The following is a 19,980-nucleotide window of genomic DNA, read 5'->3' on the forward strand; positions in this document are numbered from 1 at the left end:
TAATCACCATCCTTTAGCGGTATAGGTACATAGCTGTAGGTACCGCACTGTTCTGCAAATCCTCTTTGATCCGCGAAAAGTCAAGTCGCGACGACGGAAGGGACAAGAGTGTATTCAAATTGAACAGATCTTCTTTTTTATATTTAATAACTTTAGGGTTCGTTTCGTTAATCATTTTTGCAGCTTCGGTAATAGCTCCGTCCAAATCACCTATTTGGTCTATTAAGCCCAGTGACTTGGCCTGCGACGCTGTATAAACCCTTCCATCAGCAATACTGATGACTGCCTGTCGGTCCATTTTCCTTCCTTTAGCCACGACATCTACAAAATAACCATAATACTCATCAATGATCCCCTGCATGATCTGCATTTCTTCCTGCGTCGTATCACGCATCGGATTTAAGATGTCTTTATTTTTACCACTTTTGAAAACCAGTTCCTCAATACCCCATTTATCTGCCAGCTGGCTGTAATTATATGTAGACATAATGACGCCGATTGATCCGGTCATCGTAAAGCGATTTGCAAGAATCTTATCCGCCGGCATAGAAATATAGTACCCTCCCGAAGCTGCCATTGAACCCATAGATACAACCAAAGGTTTTTGGTATATGTCTTTTAAGCTCTTTAGTTTCTGATAAATTTGATCACTCTCATACACGCCACCGCCAGGTGAATCCACTGCCAGAATGATTGCTTTTATTTCCGAATTTTCAAAGGCGTTTTCGACTTCCTGCAAAAACACCTGATGATCAAAGTTATTGGTACCGGTTGACAATGCATTGCCCGAGTCTTCAATTGTCCCGTCTACGTTAAGAATAGCAATGGTTTGGCCTAATCCTTCTTGATAAGTCTCAGTACTAAATGGTGATTTTGAAGATAACAGCGATAGGGGATCTCCTAATTTTTCTGTCGTTGTTCCAGTTTTTGCCCTTGTAGAAACAACATCTGTACGGATATACACTACCAACAATACAATGATAACAGCTATAGAAACCCAGCGTTTTTTATTCATAACTTTCCTCCTAGTTTATTTATCATCTTGCAGCGAGAAGACTCAGAATTTCCGGAATGACACAATGGATTTTTGATTCCCTTCCGAAGAATTGCGAATCAAATCGACAATGTAGGCAAAGAAATCGAAAACACTGCGAGGCAACTAAAAAGCACCTGCGAATTGCGCGAGTGCTTTGTCTTATATTTATAGATTTGCAGTTTTTTTCTCTAAAGCCTTAATTCTGCTCTCATAGTCGTTAAAACTATTATCTGCAGCAATAACGAATGACTTAATTATTTGTAAATCTGATTTTACTTTCTTCATATCAGATTCTAATGATTTCTGCCCATTTTCTAGTACCTTCTGTCCATTTTCTAGTACCTTTTGTCCTTCTTCTAATACTTTCTGTCCTTCTTCCACTTTTCCCAACCTATTTTCAATAATCCGCTGTCCCTCAGCCAGGGTTTTGAACATATCCCGAACTTCTTCAAGTATTACACCCACCTGATTTTCATTCATAAGTTCACCGCCTTATATATGTTCAAGCCTTTTTATTATACCATAAGTGGGTTTTAAGGGTAATATATTTCGCCTCGATATTTTCATGCTTTGCCGCCTCAACGCTGCACAATTTGACTTACTCCCATGCCAATATCCTCTAAAACCATTAGGAAACAAATTCAGGCAATATATTCCTTATCCTGGGAAATTTAGGGTTTGCCACCATTTTTATCGAATGTTATATTTGGGGTAGCCAAAATATCCGAAGGGGTGAAGAAATTATGGACTATCAGAACGAAGGTAAGATTAATGACTACCGTGTTAATTTCCATAATAACGGAAAAATCATCAGCGTTGAAGTAACCTGCTGCGGTGGGCATATCGGAGAGATGCGCTTCAAAGACGGCGAACATAAACAATGCTTGGCTTGCGGGACGCTGCATACATTAAAGCTCCAGCACAATCACTTTCATATCCGCCAATCCAAGTGAAGACATTATATCATAATATGGCTATATCATAACCCAAATAATCCCAGTCGCATTCGCTATGAAGGGTCTAAGGCATACTAATACCTTTGACCCTTTCGCTAAAAACCTTTTATCATATTTGGCAAGGATGTATTAAAACAGGTCTTAAGACTTTCTTCGACTGTTTCCTTCAAGGCTTCCTTGGTCGTTCCAAAAACAATCACTGTCACGCAGAGGGTGGCTCTATCTAAAAACCATTCACTCCACCCCTGGGATTGTTGACTACTAATGCTTCTGCCGGTAGACGATAACCATAAATTTTCCTGACCCTCAACAAAAACTTTAATATGCCCAACAAAACAGGCCTTAGCACTTGTCCAATCCCTGATCTCTTCAATCCATTGAGTGAGAGCTTGTTTAACCCTTTCGGACTTTACCTTTTCTAAAAGCGCCAGGCTGTAGGTCTCAGAAAAAATCGCCGGGTCAGAATGCTTAGTCGAGCACTTAAGTAAATCCTGATCACTCACCATTAGTCACCACTTTACGCCAGATTTGAGGATCGACTTCAGCCTGGGCGGAGATTGAATAGAAGTGGCCAGAAGAATTGATCCTTTTAATGTCTTCTGCGACTTGGCTAACTTGCTCAGGTTCTAAACAGTCGATTTTGTTCAAGAGAATAACGTTTGCCTGAGCGATTTGTTCTTCTATTAAACCGGGCATGATCGTAGAAAGATCATCCCATCGTTCTGCATCAGCCACAACAATGGTCTTCAAACTATCTATGCCCTTCCCATACTTAGTGATGGTTTCCGCGATGGTATGGGGGAAGGCCATTCCCGTTGTCTCAATGATCACCCATTCCGGCGATAACTCCTCCTGAATTTTATTAAGACAGACGGTAAGCTCCGCGTTCAGGGTACAACAGATACAGCCGGCAATAAGTTCTCGAACATTTAGCCCTTCTGCTTTGAGAATCTTATCATCAATACCCGTTTCCCCTACTTCATTTTCAATAATTACCAAAGAAGGTTTGCCACTATCCAACTGTAGTGCCGAAAGTTCTGCTGTTAGGTATCGAGCAACTTGCAAGATAACCGAAGTTTTGCCTGAACCTAGAAATCCGCCAAAAAGTAAAATATTCATTGCCTATAACTCCTTACGCTGACATTCCGCACCCTTAGTTAAAGGCCCTTGATTGAGGCGAATAAAAAGTTCTATTTCACCTTAAATTGAGAGCACTCAGCAAATAATCGTTCATAACCTTTGGTCACACTTAATTCGAGATAGTTAAAGTCTCGGGCCAGCTTTATCATTTCTCGGCGGGTTTCCAGGGACATCAGGGCCAGATAAGCCCCGGTTTTTGAGGAATTACCGATGTAGGTGATTTTATCTCGGACAGCCTTCGGTAAAATATCCGTCCCCACCAAACTTTCGACCGATAGATGAGCGCCGAACTGACCAGCCACAATCACCTCATCCAGATCCGAAAATGTGAGATCCATAGCCTTTACCAGTGCCACAAATCCGGATAAAATCGCACTCTTGGCCAGTTGGACCTGGCGCACATCCCCCTGGGTAATGAGGACTTTATGGGGGCCCTCTCCGATACGAATTCGTCGTTTCTTGCCATCCAGGTCAATATAGGGCAGTCTCGGGTCCCCAGCCTCTAACTCCTCAGGCTTAACAATATTGCCACGGGCAGTGATAAACCCATGTTTTAACAATTCTCGTATAGCGGCCATTATCCCACTGCCACATAAACCCAGGGGGGCCTTATCTCCGATAACTTTCAGATCAAAACCCTGCTCTTTTTCGAAATAAACTTCCTCAATGGCCCCATCGGCAGCACGCATACCGCAGCTGATATTCATCCCTTCCAGGGCTGGTCCCGCTGCACAAGAGCAAGATACTAACTTTTCCCCGTCGGAGAGAACGATTTCTCCATTGGTACCGATATCGATAAAGAGCACTTTATCCTTCCTGTTGTGGAGCCCAGCCACATAAGCCCCTGCCACGATATCTGCTCCTATATAAGAAGAAACCGCTGGCAGACAATAGACTCGACCAAAGGGGGAAAGGGCCGTTAAACCCACATCCCTTGCTTTAATATCTTTGGCCCCGACAAAGATCGGGGCATAAGGAGCTTTCCCAATGGAGAGGGGATTAACTCCCAAAACCATATGCATCATCGTGCAATTAGCCGCAATAGCGATTTCATAGATCAAAGAAGGGGAGATCTGCTGCCTTTCACACATGGTGTGGAGCATCTCGTTTAAGGAATCGACAATGGCTGTCTGTAACTGATCCCGCCCCTCCTTACCTTGATCGAGAACATAGGTGATGCGAGTAAGCACATCCTGACCAAAATTTTTCTGGGCATTGATGGCCGCTTCGCTATCTATTTCATCTCCTGTCCTTAAGTCGATGAGTGCAGCTACAACGGTGGTCGTTCCGATATCAACGGCGACTCCGTAAAGTCTTTCCCGGGTATCCCCTTTTTCAATCCCAATCAGTTGATCTTGATTAAATACCCCAGTATAGGTTCCCTCCCCCATGATAATTTGGCGGAGCACATCCCAGGGCAGCTGATCCATACCCAGGGCCCTTGCAAACAACAGTTCATAAGGAGTTTGGTCTTCCAGAGTAGGCTTGATGATCTCAATGGTCTTTTTCCGGATTGCCGGATTGGGTTCATACTCTGGTACATAGCCTCCTGTCAGAACCTGGTGATTTTCCTCCTGATCAACGATGTCGATCTCTAAATCCCCTGTCGGATAGATAAGACAGGCCAAACGGATACCTTCAGCGATCTCTTTTGGGGTAAGGCGTTCTTTCTCGTCGTCAGATAGAGGCGGGAGATCTCCTCCTAAATGTTTAATCTTACACTTGCCACAGCTTCCTCGTCCTCCACAGGGACTTTCAATGAAAATCTGCTGGCCGACAAGAATATTCAGGAGATTTTCCCCTGCCCCTATGTCATAGGAAAATTTAATAGTTTGTCTTGGTAAGGCAATTGTATGCATGCTAAAACCTCGTTTTCCAGTACACAGCCCTCTAAATCCTATACTTCAGAAGCTTCATGTGTTTCCTATACTTCATGAGCTTCATAACTACTTTCCTTGAACAGCCCTTAGCATCGCCTGAATATTTTCCAGGGAAGACTTAGTTCCCAGACCACAAGCAGGCGCGATAATATCGGACCCCTCCTCCATCACCTTCCGAGTCATAAGGCGAATGCGGTCTGCATCAGTAAGCTCCAGAGCAAAGGTACTTACATTACCCATCATAATCTTACCTGGCAACATTTTTTTCGACTCTTTGATGCTGACAATCGAGTCAAAGCTGTGGGCATCAGCACGAAGTTTATTCAGTGGTTCATAAACTTTATGCATCCGTCCGCAGATGTGCACAATGATCGGGATTTCTGGATTTCGCTCACGGAGTCCATCGATTAATTGATTGATATAGGTCACTACGTATTCATCAAATAAACGCGGACCTAAGATTTCCCCTGTGCCACTGGGGTCAGAGATCGCAATCACATCGGCTCCTGCTTCGATCTGAGCCCGGCCAAAACTAATCAGACCTTCCGTGACAAACTTCATGAAAGCATGGGCCTCTTCTTTACGGCGTCTTAAAGCCTTATAGTAAACCACCGGTTCAATTAGGGAAGTAGCAACACTGACAGGTCCGGAAAGATTGCCAATAATGGGCACCCGATCAGCGTGTTCTTTCAGAATTTTAATGGCATCCAGCACCACTTTTGCCCGTTTGCTGTAGGGCTCCAGGGGAGTTAATTTCCTCCATTGAGAAAGTTCCTCAAAGGCATACCCTGTGACATGAGGTTCATAAACGGTGGAACCCAAGTCCACGACGGCACCCAACTGTTCTGCTTCAATAGTCATACAGAAGGGTACGCCGTAATTTTCGAAACAACCATAATCATAGACAGCCTTGGCTAGTCCCGCCATTTTTATAGGATCAGTATGCGCTTCCGGCCAATGAATGTCGACCTTTTCCATCAAGGCAGTGACCACCATATTCATCATCCCACCCGGGCAAATACACGGTGAGCGATCCGTATTTACACCCTTTAGAGCGTTAAGAAGTCTTTCTTTTGAATCCATAAGGACGTCCTTTCCGGTCCTGAATCTATTCTGATCCTATGTCTAAGCCATTCCCACTAATTGTTTGGCCAAAGTTACCGCCCCGGTGGCGTTAACGGCATAACCATCAGCGTTGATTTGATTACAGTAGGCCTGAGAAAGTGGCCCGCCGCCGATCATAACTTTTACTTTGTCTCTGATTCCCTCTTTGACGAGGATATCTACGACCTCTTTCATACCGGGCATAGTGGTAGTCATCAGTGTGGAAAGACAAATTAGCTGCGCATCCACGTCCTTTGCTTTTTGTACGAAACTCTGAAGCGGGACATCTCTGCCCAAATCATACATTTCAAAGCCGGCGGTTTCGAGCATGATACGCACCAGGTTTTTGCCAATATCATGGGTATCCCCTTCTACAACGCCGATAACACATTTGTAGTTGACAGCACCTGCGGCCTTCTCTTGAGGCAGATGCTCTCTTAAAACATCCAGACCATTATACATAGCATCGGAGCACACCAAAAGGTCGGTAACAAAATACTCTTCTTCTTCATACATTTGACCGGCGCGGTTCATTCCATCAACAAGTCCTTTTAGGACCCCGTCAAGTGCTTCGTAACCTGCTGCAATATATTCTTTAGCCACATCGGCTACATTTTCATCGTCCATTTCAAATACACTATCGGATAATTGTTGTAATAATTCTTCTTTTGACTTAACCATTACCTTCACCTTCACCTTCTAATTTGTTGATTAATGGTCCGTTGCGGGTTCATTTAATAACGCTTCATCGATAGGATAACGTCCATATTTGCGAACCGCTTCCATCATATAGTCTATATTCTCAACAGGCACATTTTGAGTAATATCACAACCGGAAGCGATAATATAGCCCATAGGGCTGTCTTTTCCCTTGAGGATACAGGTCTTAACCGATTCAAAAACGTCTGATCTGGAGCCCAGCATCAGCACGTCGACGGGGGGAACATTACCCAAAATGGGTAAACGCTTGCCCACTTGTTCTTTCACATATTCCAGATCCACCAGGTTATCAATACTCAGCATATCCGGTCCTGTATCCACCATTTCCATGACAATACTCGTCGTATTGCCACAGATGTGATAGCAACACATTCCCCCCAATTCATGAATATAGCTCATCAATTCCGTAGCATAGGGCTTGACGAATTCTACGTATTGGCTTTTTTTCAGGAGGGTGCCTGAGGCAATGGGATCACACATGAGAATAATAATGCCGCGCTCAATATATTCCTTATAAATATCCTTAAGGGCGTCGGTACACAGGCGAAGCAGCCGGTGGATGGAGGCCGGATCTTTGCGGGTAGCTCTTAAAAGATTTTCAGTGGGAAGGATACTGGAGACGGCTGTGAAAGGTCCTGTAATCAATACCCCTGTCGGGACCTCCTGCCCCATCTTTTCCTGACAGATTTCACAGGCCTCTAAGGTTCTGGCAAACCAAGGATCATTTTCTTTTTTGGTCTTGTTGAAATCCAATTGATCAATATCTTGAAGATTTTTTAAAACGTGATTCACAATTGCAGGCAGACTATCCTCAGGATCATTCATTTCTGATCCCAGGGCGGTTCCTATCCCATGAAGACCATATTCAATGATCATCATATCGTTCCCATAACGTTGATAACAGTCGATTTGGGACTGGGCCTGCTTGAGTGCCGAAGCACGTTTTTCTCGATGGGTCATCCCTGAAACTCTGTGGGAGATAGAAACTAAGATAGGCATCGCCAGAATGCGATCCATTTTTTCTCCTTTCATAAAAGCTTGTAGCCGTTCATTGGGTGTCATTTGGTCTTGTGCGTGCATAGCAAATCCTCCTTTTTATTTCTGTTCATCAATCCTCTACCGAAACCCCGATGTTCGGCTTTAGCTGAACGAGTTCACCGGAAATTACGCTGTCAAAAGCTTTAAGATCTTGATTTGGGCATCTTGGAGTATGTGATTACGATTATGGATACAGACATTGCCTACAAGGTTAACTTTACCGCGCAGTTCCAAACAGGCTTGGGCATAGGACATGGGTTCAGGTAAAGGGTAACTCTCCCACTCAGCCATTCCCAGCGCCGTCAACTGCAGGGCAGTCTTAGGACAGAGATGCATTACCGACTGTCCGCCAATTATCTTCAAGGCCTCTTCCACAAAAGGTTTAGAAAACTGTCGGCCCTGCAACTCAAAGTATTTGGGTCCAAGGATATTCAGCCCCCCCACCGGATCTTCAAAGGCAATGAAGTCCACTCCAGCTGCGAGGGATTTTTCAATATACCGTAACAGCTGAAGGCGTAGCTTCTCTACTACTTTTGCAATGACTTCGGGATTTTTTCTCCAGATCTTAAAGACTCTGCTGATATCGCTTAAATTGTTTAAGATCGTCATTGGGCCGCAGATCTCAACCCCAACCGCTTCCTTTGCTGCTTTAAGAAGTTTTACCGCTTCCAGGGTCTCTTTTAAGCGACCTTTCTCAAAATCCAAATCGGGGAGCCCCAACAAATCTTCTTCATCTTTGCACACCGGTTCCTGGCAGCGTGGCCCAATGGTTGCCGTTCCCAGCTTGATATTGCCGCCTAAATTCTCCGCTTCAACGGTATGACAAAAAGGCACCATACAGAGGGTGCCTCCTTCTACTTCTCGTAGGGTGCCAGCAATCCTAGCCATTCCTTCTCCATAAGTGTAAGCCTCGGGAAAAGGCAAACCTACCTTTTCCACCACACTCTCTGTGAAACCGCTGGTATCCGACCCTTCAGGGCATTTATAATTTGTAAATTGAATCATAGAGTTCCTCCTGACTATATCTAGACGTTATATCGAACTAAAGTTTCATAACTATTTAATAATGCTTTAATCTAACCAAAAAATTATATCATAACTCATAAAAATTTTAAATAATTGTACTGAATTGTGTTCATATTTCAAATTTATTTCCCTTCCACCGAGGATGAGCAGCTGGGTGTAGGTCAAATTCGTCAGTACTGACGAATTTGACTAGCCGCCTCATTCGTTAATTTCACCTAATTGTTTCCTTGAATAAGTTTCGGAATTTAGGAAAATTTAAGATTAACCCCCTAGTCAAAACCTTAGAACCAAATTGATTTGTTGCAAACTTATCTTAATCTCAAGGAGGTACCTCATTATGGCAAAATACAATTTACCTGTCGACAAAAATCAAGTAGCTGCTCAATCGGGTGTTACTCTTGGCCCTGACACTACGTCTCGTCAGAACGGCAGTGTCGGTGGCGAAATGGTTAAACAAACCTTCGAAAGTTTCGGAAAGAAAAAATAATCTGCCCCTTAGGACATATTAGATGGTAATCCCGCTGTGTTGTTCTCGGTCATAATCACGAAAGAGGTTAAATAAAATAACGCCCCCAGTCGGGGCGTTATTTTGGTGTTAGTTCAGAATGCGAATGACTGATGAAGCTCTGCCATGAATATGGGACGGAAGAGCTAGCCTCTCCTAACAGTGACAGCTATCCAAAATCGACACTGGTGTCGAATTTGACCTACACCCAGGCACTCATCCTCCTCGGAATTCCGGAAGAGGAACGGGAGGAATTTATCGAGAACCATGATGTCGAGAGCATGACCAAATTGGAACTGCAGCAGGCTGTCAAGGACAGGGACCAAGCCATTCAGGAAAAGAAAGACCTCCAAAAGAACCTGGACGTAAAAAACAGCGAAATCACCCAACTAACCGCTCAGACCAAAAGTCTCGAAGAACAGATGAACCAGTGCCAAGCTGAAAAAGTTCAATCTTCCATCTCCAAGGCTGATGAACAATTCACCATTCACCGCGATGTCATTCTCAATGCTTGGAAAGAGCTTTCACAAATACTTTCCACTTTAAACAAAATAGATCCGAAGATAAAGGAAACTTACAGGGAACAATTGCATACCATGCTTCAAAACTTGACTAAGCGTATGGAAGTGTGGCCGCCCATTGTCACTACAAATTTATCGATTAAACCCACTCCGGGAGTTAAATCTTCAAACTAAAGGGCCCAGTAGTATCCGGATCACGCCTGTTCCCGAAATCTGGCTCCTCGGCAGCTGATGATCGGATTTCGGGACTGCTAACATTTTCATCCCTCCATACTTATCACGTAGTGCGCAATGCTTAAGAAAATTTTTGATTTATATGCTGAGAAACTATCTTTTGAAGTCCTGCCAGGGTGATTGGCTTGCTAATATAATCATCCATACCAACAGCGAGACATTTTTCGCGATCGCCCTCCATAGCATGGGCGGTCATCGCAATGATAGGAGTGCCCTGATTAATACTACTCCTCTTTTTAATTTCTTCAGTCGCTCTATAACCATCCATAACAGGCATTTGACAATCCATCAAGATTAAAGCAAATTTTTCCTTATCACTTTTCTCAAGTGCTTGTTGTCCATTTACTGCCAATTCCACTTCATAGCCCAATTTTTCCAGCATGGTTTTTTCTAATCTCTGATTGGCTACCATATCTTCTACCAGAAGTATCCTGGCCTTGGTCATTTCATAATCTTCTTCTATCATAGAATGTCTTGTTGCTAGATTTCCACTTTTTACGGACAGCCCTAATTCAGCAACATCCAAGACTATATTAATTAACTCCATTTTTCGTACAGGTTTCGCTATGTAACCGGAAAATCCAATATCCTTAGCTAATCTTGCTTCTCCTTGCTGAGCCGTGGAGGTAATCAAAATCAGCTTAATATCTCTTAGTCTTTTCTCCTTCAACACCAATTTTCCAAATTCATGACCACTCATTCCAGGCATCCTATAATCCACGAGTATTATTTGCGGTAAACTTTCAGAAGGCAGCCCTTTAAGCATTTCAAGACCCTCTTGCCCGTTTTGTGCACTAATAACCTTACATCCTGTTGCGCCAAGATATTCTCGGAAGATCATCCGGTTGCTGTGAGTATCATCGACAATCATAACCGTTAGATGACTTAAGTCATAAGATTTATGAGTTGAAAGTCTCTGGGAATCGTCTTCAATTCCGCCATTCTCTAGCTCTAAGGTGATAACAAACGTGCTGCCCCGATCCAGCTCGCTCACAACTTCAATGTCACCGCCAAATAGTTCTATTATCTTTTTGGAAATAGATAGTCCAAGGCCGGTTCCTTCATATTTTCTCGTTGTCGAAGCATCCGCTTGCATAAAAACCTGGAATAACTTGCGTTTTGTCTCTTCAGACATACCAATTCCTGTATCCTGAATTATTATCTGCAAAAGTACCTTCTCTTTACTTTCTTTTAAGGCCTCTACTTTTACAACGACTTCACCCGTATCTGTGAATTTGACAGCGTTTCCAATAATGTTATTTAACACCTGCCTCAGCCTGCCGGAATCACCTAAGACTCTGTCAGGAACTTCACCGATATAGGAAACGATTTCAATTCCTTTCCCGTAAGCTTTTGGAGAAAACAAGGTGACCGCCTCGTCAACAAGTTTATGAAGACTAAATGGTATATTTTCAATTAACAACATACCCGCTTCGATTTTCGAAAAATCCAAGATATCATTAATTAATAAGAGCAATGCGTCTGATGAAGCTTTCACCTCTGCTATGTAACTTGCTTGTTCCTTTTCCAGAGGCATACTGGAGAGTAGTTCTATGAAGCCAGTAATTCCATTCAAAGGTGTCCTTATTTCATGAGACATGTTGGCGAGAAACTGGCTTTTAGCGATATTGGCCGTTTCAGCAGCAGACACATCTTTCATTACCCCAAAAGTTACTTCTTGACTATTCCATTCCCCAGTCGTGATACGTGTTTCCATAGGAATCTCTTGGCCGTTTTTTGTGATTGCAGGTATCGGAGAATAATCAATTTTGCCCTTTAAAATATCTCTAACAACACCCCCTACTTCACCTCTTCTGTTTTCCGGGTGAACCATTAAAACCGATTTCCCTAGCAGCTCAGCCTCTGAATAACCTAATCTCTTGCAAACAGTACTATTCATATGCTTAATGATTCCATGATGATCTGCTGTTGGATTTAGTTCCAGCATCGTTTTACCAATGATCTGTTCTTGAGATTGATTCATGAGAGTTTCAAAAGCCTGGTTTACCATAAGATAGCGAAAATCGACAACCTCACCTTGGTCATTTGTAATAACTTCTTGAAGTGAAAAACCGTTGGTCATATTTTCAAAAAGAAGTCTCAAATTCTTCTCACTCTGGCGAAGCTTTTCTTCAATTCTTTTTCTTAATGTAATATCTCTTGAAATACCAATAACACCACTTACAACACCGTTTTCATTATAAAGTGGAGTCTTGATCGTTTCATATTCTGCAATTCCCTGAGGGGTTTTCAAGGTGATGTAATTAAACACATTTTTTTGCGATTCCATGACTTCCTTGTCTTGCAGCACATTTCTGGTAGCCACTGAATCATCAAAATAGTCGAAGTCTCCCTTTCCAATCACTAAACTTTTTTCAGAGTGTGCAACTCTTTCAGCGAAGGATTTATTGCAACCTAAATACTTACTGTCCTTATCTTTTAAAAAAATCACATCGGGGATGGCATCAATGATAGAGTTTAGGAACCTATTTTCGTTTTCCAGCTCATATTTAAGTTGTTTTCTTTTAGAAAGATCCCTAGCAGTAATATAAATTTTGTCCTCATAAACCTCTAATTCCCATTCAATATATTTATAGCAGTTGTTTCGGCATTGATACCGGTTGGTAAAATTCATCATCTGGTCAAGTTCTTGAAGAGTATTCATTACTTTTAATGATGCATCTAAATCATCGGGATGAATGAATTCCAGAAATTTTCTACCTTCGAGCTCCTCTGTAGTGTATCCCAGTATAATCTTCCAGGAATTGTTCAGTTTAATAAAAGCACCTTGCCTATCTGCTACAGCTAACATATCAAGGCTCCTTGAAAAAAAGCGTTCGAATGTAATATCAGTACTTTTTTCAACTGGTCCTGACATTTGATAATACCCCCTAATTATTGTTTCTTGTTTTTTAGAACGAGATATTATACAAAATTACTGATGATTAAAGGATTGTAACTTAGAAAATGATTGTTCGCTTAGGCTGTAGTGATAGATTACGTTATAATTACAGTGAATGGAGTTGTTGTTCATGAAAAAGAATTTAGGGTCTGTCAACACCCTTTACCCCATGCCGGTTGTTATTGTAGGAACTAAGATAAACGGTAAGGCTAATTATATTACTATTGCCCACGTTGGAATTATCGATATGAAAACATTCAACATATTACCCTTCTATCCTCCTAAGATTTCAAAAATAAGACAACTTTATCGCACTCTAGTAAATGGAAAGACGCCAGTCATTAAACATGATTGGCACCTTTTTATACATAATTATCATAGTACCTAATTATAAATTGCCCGTTCATTACACTTGTCACGGAAAAGACAAACCCTACATGCTCTAGTTTATAGAAATCATCAGAATTACCGCAGTGCGTAGGGTCATTAAATCTGGTGCCAAAGGCACAATTGCTCATAACATCAGCCCGGAGATTTTAGTCTCCGGGCTGATGTCCAGCAGGTAGGATAAGTCTTTTTGGCTAATTTCCGGCTTCATCTTAAGAATCCTTAAAACTCTGCCTTGCCCTCTGTGGGGATCTCCCATAGGGCCAAAATAATACGCTACTCACCAAGGCGCGGAAATACCTGCGTCAATTTTCCAGGGATTTTGAGCAACACATCTTTTTCAAGCTGCCCGCCGCAGGAATAATAGTAACCATTGTCCTGCCAATCGAGCATGTATTTCACACCCGCTAAATCAATCTTGGTGAGTCCTCCGGTTGCTTTCCTGCCGTCGAACTCAAGTTCTACGGGTTCTTGGCTAGCATTTGGAGGTAGATTGGTATGCGGAACCGGCCCTTGGGTAACAATCAACAACGGGTTCTGCTCACCGAGGACGAAATACATACTGAGCAGAGCACCTTTACCCTCTTTTACTTCAATCCATTGGTGTTTGATCTTATAATTCTGACCAGGCAAAAAATAGGGTACTTGATCAAAACGCTCTGCTGCCTCAGTCAGAGTTATATCCTGAGGAAGATTGAGAACTTGAGTGTTTTCCTCCTCGATAGTTACCCCTTCAGGAAGATCCAGTTCAAACAGGGAGTCAGGCAGTCCCTGATTGAGGCGAAGCTCCCTCACTTCCCGGCGGTTTACCAGCTCTCCTTTGACATTATAATATTCCGTTCGTATTGGCATCCAGGTTTCTTTGTCCATCCAGTGATGAGTATTCATTTCCCCCAGCCCGGGGACTTTTTCACTGAATTGCACATGAAGAACCGGTCGACCTTGCAGGTATTCCGTACCTAAGATCCGGCTGGATTTATTCTCGGCCATGGCCTTGAGGCTGTCCGGGAAATTAAAGTTGCCACGTTCTCTGTATTCCTGGCTTAAGATAAGTTTACTGACCTGGCGCTTATCGGCAAGCCAACTCAGCATAACTCCGTCTTTCATAATTACCGTTATGGGCCCGGTTGCTCCACTGTCCCCGTCTGTCCGATAGTAATCAGGCTTTTTAAACCAGATATGGGAGGTCATGGTGGTCGGTTTTCCCTGCTCAAAGAAAGTAGCATCCACGATTTCCTCGTAATCCTCTGTTTTCTCTATCACCGCCTGCACCTTATCCTTAATTTCGGCTACGGAAAGGGTTATTTTACCGGTCAGTGAATGTAAGAATGTCAAAAAGTCCTTCTGCTTTTTCATCTCCTCTTGCCATGCAGGGTTTTGCGACAGTTCTTGTTCAAAAGCATTTCTGGCCGCTGCCTCCATGGTTCCTTCCAAATAGTCACAAATTCGATCCTTTATATCTGATGACTCTAACGTCATGTCTAATCGCTCCTTTGGCTTTTTTCGATAATCTTTTAGTGTCTCCTGCAGACGGGCCCGGGCCCGGAATAACCGGGACTTAACCGTTCCCAGAGGTAGATTGTATTCTTCCGCAGCTTCCTGTAAATTCAATCCTCGTAGATCAATATCAAGCAGGATTTGCTGTTGTTCCAGCGGAAGCCTCTTAATCGCCTGCCCCATTTCCAACTTCAGCGTGACTGCATCCTCGACAGACAGTTCCCCGGTAGTTAGAAGTTCCGGTGATATCCCCGGCATTACCCTGCTGCTGAAACGCAACAACAGGTATACTTCGTTGGTTAATATCCGCCGCCACCAACCGGTAAAAGCAACCTCATCTTTTAAGCCTGACAGGTTATTAAAAACCTTAAGCATAGTGTTTTGGACGGCATCCTGGGCCAGATCTTTATCTCTCAGCAGGCAGAAAGCCTGCTTGGATGCCAGGGGATAGATATCCCGAATTAATACTTCCCAAGCTTCAATGTCACCCTGCCGAGCCCTCCCAATCAGATCTATTTTCACGCTTTGATCCTCACCTCAACTATTTCAATTCGAAATGCATTTCAGTACTTAGGATTCATAATGGGGTTAAAAAGTTCCACAGTTTAAAAAAATATTACGAGCCAGTCTAATCTTTTTTACTTATCAAAGATTTATGGTCTGTTTTGTAAATAACAAAAGATTTTTTATAAGGAAATCCACAAAATAGTAATATTCCTATTACTATACAATCTTTTACATTAAGACTTCAAAGTTTTATCCTAATATTACACACCACTTCATTACAAACCCTGTAACGGCTCCTTCATCTTATGCATTGCTGACCGGTACCGAAGTAAGCAAGCGTTCCCATTTTATGGCCTATCCATATGTGGGCTGGTTGCATATTTTACAATTCATGGGTATAATATAAGAAAAGGACTGACGTGTTGCAAGCACGCCAGCCCGGCAGATTGTCTAACCAAACGGTTAGCCCGAATTAGAGATTATAAGAAATAACCGCCATCCAGTAGGGGCGGTTATTTCTTCTTCATGAGGAGGTGTGGTAGGATGAATCGTGATTTTGCAATGCTCCGTCTTGAACAGTTGCCAATAGCAATCTTTGGAATTAGGTATGCAGTTTTATTTAACGGGATAGCTATGCCCATTTTTAAGCAACTGAGTACGGATCAACAAAATCACGAAATGACACACCTACCATAACCGCAACGAAACCTTAAAGCTGCGACCGTAGGGACATTTCCCTACGGTTTTTTTTATACTTAAATCCGTGAAAGTGTCATTTCCCTAAAGGAGAATGAACATGATTATTAATTTTCAACACATTAAACTATCTTTTGGCACCAATGAAGTGCTTACCGACGTCTCCTTTGAAATCAGGCAAGGAGAACGAGTAGGTCTAATAGGCCGTAACGGAACAGGAAAGTCCACAATTTTGAAATTAATCATAGGATCCCTTCAACCTGAACAAGGGCAAATCGCCATACGCAAAAATACCAGGATTGGTTTCTTGGCTCAGGCCCCGGAATATAACGACAACATGAGCGTCTATGAAGTGTTGGAACAGTGCTTTCAAGAAGTAAAGAAGTGGCAGCAGCAACTAGAACTATTAGAGCAAAAAATGTCCGACCCCATGAACACCGAGAATAATAAACTTAGTCAGCTTATGCTAGAATATGGCAAACTTCAGGAAAAGTTCGAAGAGGCTGGTGGATACCAAATCTCTTCCCATATCGACGGGATTGCCACTGGACTCGGTATCACAGCGGATTACTATCCACGGCCATTTTCCTCTTTATCCGGCGGAGAAAAAACGAAGCTGGGCTTAGCAGCCTTACTATTGACGCAGCCTGATATTTTATTACTGGACGAACCGACCAATCACCTGGACATGTCTTCCATCGAATGGCTTGAGACCTTTTTAAATAACTATAAGGGCACCGTCATCGTTGTTTCTCATGACCGTTACTTTTTAAATAGAGTGATAACTAAAATCATTGAGCTGGAAGACGGGGAAGCCGTAACTTATCAAACCAACTATACGGACTATCAGAAAGAAAAAGAGAGCCGCCTGCTCTCTGAGTTTACAAATTATCAAGAACAACAGAAAAAGATTAGGAAGATGCAGGAATCCATCAAACAATTAATTGAGTGGGGCAACCGCAATCCGCCGAATCCCAGTTTTCATCGTCGTGCTGCATCAATGCAAAAGGCCCTAGATCGAATGGTTAAATTAAAGAGGCCGATCTTAGAACGCAAAAAAATTGACCTGCATCTCGAACAAAGTGACCGTTCCGGAAAGCAAGTGATTTCACTGGAGGGAATCAGCAAATCCTATGCTAACCGCTCGCTTTTCTGTAAAGTCAGTGCCCAGTTATTCTACGGCGATCGGACCGTCCTCATCGGAAAAAACGGCTGCGGTAAAAGTACTCTTCTAAAATTAATCTTAGATCAGGAAAACCCAGATCACGGTGAAATACGTCTTGGCTCACGAGTTGACACCGGATATCTCTCTCAAGACAGTGCACCCCTCAAGTCCGACCAAACCGTCCTTCAATATTTCCGTGCTGAACTGGACATGGAAGAAGGTGAAGCCAGAAAACAGTTAGCGAAATTTCTCTTCTACGGTTCCGACGTTTTCCAGAAGATTAGCAGTTTGTCCGGTGGAGAATGGAGCCGGCTGCAACTGGCATTACTTATGTACCAAAGGCCAAATCTGTTATTGCTCGATGAACCTACGAATCACCTGGATATTGATTCCCGGGAAGCTCTGGAAGAAGCCTTAGAGGAGTTTCCCGGCACGCTGCTGGCAGTCTCTCACGACCGGTATTTTATCAATCGTTTGGCTCACAAGATGTGGGTGCTTGACCAAGGCGAGGTTACTGCCTACTTGGGAAATTATAATGACTATCTGGAAAGAAAGAACCAACAAATTATTAAACTCGCAGGTAAAGCAGACAGTTCGGCTAGCCTTGCTATTGAACGTGGCCAGCAAGTTAAAGCGTCTGTTTCAAAGGCAGCTAATCCGGATAAATCAGCCACTCAACTAGAAAAGGAAATAACCGCACTGGAACAACAAATTCTCAATATTGAGGTACAAATGTCTGACCCTGCAATTTCTTTCGACTCATTAAGACTCGCTTCGTTTCAGGATGAACGTGAGACAATTGAAAGCCGGCTTAATTTTTTGTATGAGAAGTGGGTTAGGATATCTGAGAAGTCCTAGAAACTCGTCATCCGTAATGGTTATTTCGAATTAGTCCTCCTGATCTCCAATAATCATCGACATATTTATGACCACCTCTGCAATTATTGAACTTATTGATAAGAAAAGAGATCCCCTAGACATCTTTCGAGTTGAACAATGTTAAACAATCGAAAGGAAGAACAAAAACTAAATTAACGGAGCGTATTTGGAAACACTTTCTTTGTTCTAATTGAAGGAAATAGAGGATAAATGTGTAATTAATACGATATATCAATGTTCATGTAACCACATGTCGAGTAATATTAGGGGAGAAAGGTACCCTAATCAGTTCGACGAAGGTACGAATAGTGCTAGGTAAAAAAATAAGGGTTCAAAATGAAATAAGGAGGACTACTATGCACGTTGCATTCCGAAAAATCATGCTCATCAACCCACCTGCGGATCTCCGGCTTTGGGAACCTCACAGCGAAAATCTCGGTCTCGGTTACTTGGCTGCCGTTCTCAGGCAGTTAGGATACCAGGTCACCATTCTTGATGCGTCACTTTTCCGGCTCGGTGTGTCCGCAACGCTCAAATGCGTTCGGGACCAAAAGCCAGATCTGGTCGGCTTTCGTCTGCTCCAAGTCAACATGCCATATGTGATCGACCTGGTGGAGCGTCTGCGTCGCGGAGGCTACACAGGACATATTACAGCGGGCGGGCCAGTCGCTACGTTGATGGAGTCTGATATTCTAGGATTAGTTCCAGGCCTGGATAGCCTCATGGTGGGGGAGGGCGAGGAAACGCTGCCGGAGCTGCTGGAGGCCCTCAACTCCTACGGCTCTCTGAGACCCTCCGGAGATTTTTTAACTAAGATACTCGGCCTGCATTATCGGGATGGCGACACTGTTAGGGCCAACGGACCTCGCCCTCTCATAGAGGATCTCGATGCGCTGCCTTTCCCGGCTCGGGATACGCTACCACATATCCTCAGATGGGGCCGACTGCCAATGGCTATCTCCTCCAGAGGGTGCGATGGGCACTGTATCTTTTGCTGTCCAGCTGCAATGAATGCTAAATCGCCCGGGCCAAAGTGGCGCCCACGCAGCGCCGGCAACGTCGTCGACGAGATCGAGGAACTGCAGCGGCGTTACAAGGTGAGCCATCTTGATTTTTTAGACGATAACTTCTTCGGCCGCGGTGAGGTGGGGGTTCGGAGGGCCTGGGATTTTATCGAGGAATTGCGGCGGCGTGATCTGCGTATAAAGTTTTCGATAGAGTGCCGGGTAGACAACGTGGAGGAAGACCTTTTCAAGGCTTTGCGTGACGTCGGGTGCGTAGAGGTTCGCATGGGCATCGAGTCAGGCGTTCAGCGTATTCTCGACCGCTACGGCAAAGGAACGACAGTCGAGCAAAACCGCCAGGCTTTGCTCAAGCTAAAAGAGTGGGGCCTGCCGGCTAAAATCGGGTATATCCCGTTTGATCCGACGCTATCTTTCAATGAACTTATGCAAAATGGGGAGTTTCTACGCTCGGTTGGTAACCCCGAAGCTTTCAACTATAGTAAGATCGAAGCCGGGGTTGGGACTCCTCTGGAACGCCTGTTCGAGAAAGAGGGACGCCTGACCAAACCCAAGCCGTGGATGTGTGATTACAAGTTTGATGAACCGGCCGTGGGCTTTACGTGGAAAGCAGTTCAGGGATATGTAATGGTCAAGCGGACAGCCTTACAACTAGCCGATGGGTGTAAAGTAGGGCTTGCTGACCTCCAGGCCTTGCTCCGTGGGGAGAGAATCAGATGAGTCAAGTCTGATTTGGATTTAATCCTATTAAAATTTTAGAGAATC

General features: G+C 43.5%; 18 protein-coding genes and 1 pseudogene. 6 read left to right on the forward strand and 13 right to left on the reverse strand.

Annotated elements, in window-relative coordinates; translation table 11 throughout:
- Positions 1-13: 13 nt before the first annotated feature.
- The 10 genes from sppA to BLS16_RS17260 form a co-directional block, all read right to left on the reverse strand.
- Entirely contained in the window at positions 14-1,015 is a 1,002-nt protein-coding gene (gene sppA / locus BLS16_RS17215; protein ID WP_092334900.1) for a signal peptide peptidase SppA, read from the reverse strand.
- Positions 1,016-1,201: 186 nt separating this feature from the next.
- A complete protein-coding gene (locus BLS16_RS17220) occupies positions 1,202-1,516 on the reverse strand; it encodes a hypothetical protein (RefSeq protein ID WP_083856548.1) in 315 nt (104 codons plus the stop codon).
- Between the two features lie 191 nt (positions 1,517-1,707).
- Positions 1,708-1,941 carry a hypothetical protein gene (locus BLS16_RS24780; protein WP_176786214.1) on the reverse strand — a complete coding sequence of 78 codons (234 nt, stop codon included), beginning with the start codon at positions 1,939-1,941 and terminating at the stop codon, positions 1,708-1,710.
- Positions 1,942-2,087: 146 nt separating this feature from the next.
- A complete protein-coding gene (locus BLS16_RS17230; protein WP_092334902.1) occupies positions 2,088-2,498 on the reverse strand; it encodes a hypothetical protein in 411 nt (136 codons plus the stop codon).
- Positions 2,488-3,111 carry a CobW-like GTP-binding protein gene (locus BLS16_RS17235; RefSeq protein ID WP_092334903.1) on the reverse strand — a complete coding sequence of 208 codons (624 nt, stop codon included), beginning with the start codon at positions 3,109-3,111 and terminating at the stop codon, positions 2,488-2,490. The genes BLS16_RS17230 and BLS16_RS17235 overlap by 11 nt, the downstream gene beginning before the upstream one ends.
- A 71-nt stretch (positions 3,112-3,182) precedes the next feature.
- Positions 3,183-4,991 (reverse strand): ASKHA domain-containing protein, encoded by a 1,809-nt coding sequence (locus BLS16_RS17240; protein ID WP_092334904.1) that lies wholly within the window; start codon positions 4,989-4,991, stop codon positions 3,183-3,185.
- Positions 4,992-5,078: 87 nt separating this feature from the next.
- Positions 5,079-6,095: a uroporphyrinogen decarboxylase family protein gene (locus BLS16_RS17245; protein WP_092334905.1), complete on the reverse strand. Its 1,017-nt coding sequence runs from the start codon at positions 6,093-6,095 to the stop codon at positions 5,079-5,081.
- A gap of 42 nt (positions 6,096-6,137) precedes the next feature.
- Positions 6,138-6,797 (reverse strand): corrinoid protein, encoded by a 660-nt coding sequence (locus BLS16_RS17250; protein ID WP_092334906.1) that lies wholly within the window; start codon positions 6,795-6,797, stop codon positions 6,138-6,140.
- A 30-nt stretch (positions 6,798-6,827) separates the two neighbouring features.
- Positions 6,828-7,916, reverse strand: a complete 1,089-nt coding sequence (locus BLS16_RS17255) for a uroporphyrinogen decarboxylase family protein (protein ID WP_092334907.1) — start codon at positions 7,914-7,916, stop codon at positions 6,828-6,830.
- Between the two features lie 84 nt (positions 7,917-8,000).
- The gene (locus BLS16_RS17260) at positions 8,001-8,879 is read right to left on the reverse strand and encodes a uroporphyrinogen decarboxylase family protein (protein WP_092334908.1); all 879 of its coding nucleotides are present in this window, start codon (positions 8,877-8,879) and stop codon (positions 8,001-8,003) included.
- A 358-nt stretch (positions 8,880-9,237) separates the two neighbouring features.
- Between BLS16_RS17260 and BLS16_RS17265 the strand changes: the two genes are divergently transcribed.
- Both BLS16_RS17265 and BLS16_RS17270 read left to right on the forward strand, forming a co-directional pair.
- A complete protein-coding gene (locus tag BLS16_RS17265) occupies positions 9,238-9,387 on the forward strand; it encodes a small, acid-soluble spore protein, alpha/beta type (RefSeq protein ID WP_092334909.1) in 150 nt (49 codons plus the stop codon).
- A 131-nt stretch (positions 9,388-9,518) separates the two neighbouring features.
- Entirely contained in the window at positions 9,519-10,100 is a 582-nt protein-coding gene (locus tag BLS16_RS17270) for a DUF3102 domain-containing protein (protein ID WP_092334910.1), read from the forward strand.
- 121 nt (positions 10,101-10,221) lie between these two features.
- Here BLS16_RS17270 and BLS16_RS17275 read toward each other — a convergent pair whose 3' ends face one another.
- On the reverse strand, positions 10,222-13,038 hold the full coding sequence (locus tag BLS16_RS17275) for a response regulator (RefSeq protein ID WP_092334911.1): 2,817 nt from the start codon (positions 13,036-13,038) through the stop codon (positions 10,222-10,224).
- Positions 13,039-13,192: 154 nt separating this feature from the next.
- On the opposite strand from BLS16_RS17275, the gene BLS16_RS17280 reads away from it, so the two are divergent.
- Complete coding sequence (locus BLS16_RS17280) at positions 13,193-13,450, forward strand: hypothetical protein (protein ID WP_092334912.1); 258 nt, start codon at positions 13,193-13,195, stop codon at positions 13,448-13,450.
- 150 nt (positions 13,451-13,600) lie between these two features.
- On the opposite strand, the pseudogene BLS16_RS24385 reads toward BLS16_RS17280, so the two are convergent.
- Positions 13,601-13,717, reverse strand: a pseudogene (locus BLS16_RS24385) (MarR family winged helix-turn-helix transcriptional regulator); the annotation flags it as partial.
- Between the two features lie 8 nt (positions 13,718-13,725).
- Entirely contained in the window at positions 13,726-15,468 is a 1,743-nt protein-coding gene (locus BLS16_RS17290) for a sigma-70 family RNA polymerase sigma factor (protein ID WP_092334913.1), read from the reverse strand.
- Between the two features lie 528 nt (positions 15,469-15,996).
- On the opposite strand from BLS16_RS17290, the gene BLS16_RS23785 reads away from it, so the two are divergent.
- From BLS16_RS23785 to BLS16_RS17300, 3 genes are all read left to right on the forward strand, one after another.
- Positions 15,997-16,149, forward strand: coding sequence for an RAxF-45 family protein (locus BLS16_RS23785; RefSeq protein WP_176786215.1), 153 nt, complete (start codon positions 15,997-15,999; stop codon positions 16,147-16,149).
- Between the two features lie 100 nt (positions 16,150-16,249).
- Positions 16,250-18,172, forward strand: coding sequence for a ribosomal protection-like ABC-F family protein (gene abc-f, locus BLS16_RS17295; protein WP_092334914.1), 1,923 nt, complete (start codon positions 16,250-16,252; stop codon positions 18,170-18,172).
- Positions 18,173-18,549: 377 nt separating this feature from the next.
- Entirely contained in the window at positions 18,550-19,935 is a 1,386-nt protein-coding gene (locus BLS16_RS17300; protein WP_092334915.1) for a B12-binding domain-containing radical SAM protein, read from the forward strand.
- Positions 19,936-19,980 lie beyond the last annotated feature (45 nt).

Origin of the sequence: Desulfosporosinus hippei DSM 8344 (genome assembly GCF_900100785.1) — a bacterium.
Classification (GTDB): domain Bacteria; phylum Bacillota; class Desulfitobacteriia; order Desulfitobacteriales; family Desulfitobacteriaceae; genus Desulfosporosinus; species Desulfosporosinus hippei.

What these genes read in the sequence shown, in the direction of transcription:
- sppA (WP_092334900.1), bottom strand. Translation starts at nt 1,015, where the DNA reads ATGAATAAAAAACGCTGGGTTTCTATAGCTGTTATCATTGTATTGTTG.
- BLS16_RS17220 (WP_083856548.1), bottom strand. Translation starts at nt 1,516, where the DNA reads ATGAATGAAAATCAGGTGGGTGTAATACTTGAAGAAGTTCGGGATATG.
- BLS16_RS24780 (WP_176786214.1), bottom strand. Translation starts at nt 1,941, where the DNA reads ATGCAGCGTCCCGCAAGCCAAGCATTGTTTATGTTCGCCGTCTTTGAA.
- BLS16_RS17230 (WP_092334902.1), bottom strand. Translation starts at nt 2,498, where the DNA reads ATGGTGAGTGATCAGGATTTACTTAAGTGCTCGACTAAGCATTCTGAC.
- BLS16_RS17235 (WP_092334903.1), bottom strand. Translation starts at nt 3,111, where the DNA reads ATGAATATTTTACTTTTTGGCGGATTTCTAGGTTCAGGCAAAACTTCG.
- BLS16_RS17240 (WP_092334904.1), bottom strand. Translation starts at nt 4,991, where the DNA reads ATGCATACAATTGCCTTACCAAGACAAACTATTAAATTTTCCTATGAC.
- BLS16_RS17245 (WP_092334905.1), bottom strand. Translation starts at nt 6,095, where the DNA reads ATGGATTCAAAAGAAAGACTTCTTAACGCTCTAAAGGGTGTAAATACG.
- BLS16_RS17250 (WP_092334906.1), bottom strand. Translation starts at nt 6,797, where the DNA reads ATGGTTAAGTCAAAAGAAGAATTATTACAACAATTATCCGATAGTGTA.
- BLS16_RS17255 (WP_092334907.1), bottom strand. Translation starts at nt 7,916, where the DNA reads ATGCACGCACAAGACCAAATGACACCCAATGAACGGCTACAAGCTTTT.
- BLS16_RS17260 (WP_092334908.1), bottom strand. Translation starts at nt 8,879, where the DNA reads ATGATTCAATTTACAAATTATAAATGCCCTGAAGGGTCGGATACCAGC.
- BLS16_RS17265 (WP_092334909.1), top strand. Translation starts at nt 9,238, where the DNA reads ATGGCAAAATACAATTTACCTGTCGACAAAAATCAAGTAGCTGCTCAA.
- BLS16_RS17270 (WP_092334910.1), top strand. Translation starts at nt 9,519, where the DNA reads ATGAAGCTCTGCCATGAATATGGGACGGAAGAGCTAGCCTCTCCTAAC.
- BLS16_RS17275 (WP_092334911.1), bottom strand. Translation starts at nt 13,038, where the DNA reads ATGTCAGGACCAGTTGAAAAAAGTACTGATATTACATTCGAACGCTTT.
- BLS16_RS17280 (WP_092334912.1), top strand. Translation starts at nt 13,193, where the DNA reads ATGAAAAAGAATTTAGGGTCTGTCAACACCCTTTACCCCATGCCGGTT.
- BLS16_RS23785 (WP_176786215.1), top strand. Translation starts at nt 15,997, where the DNA reads ATGAATCGTGATTTTGCAATGCTCCGTCTTGAACAGTTGCCAATAGCA.
- abc-f (WP_092334914.1), top strand. Translation starts at nt 16,250, where the DNA reads ATGATTATTAATTTTCAACACATTAAACTATCTTTTGGCACCAATGAA.
- BLS16_RS17300 (WP_092334915.1), top strand. Translation starts at nt 18,550, where the DNA reads ATGCACGTTGCATTCCGAAAAATCATGCTCATCAACCCACCTGCGGAT.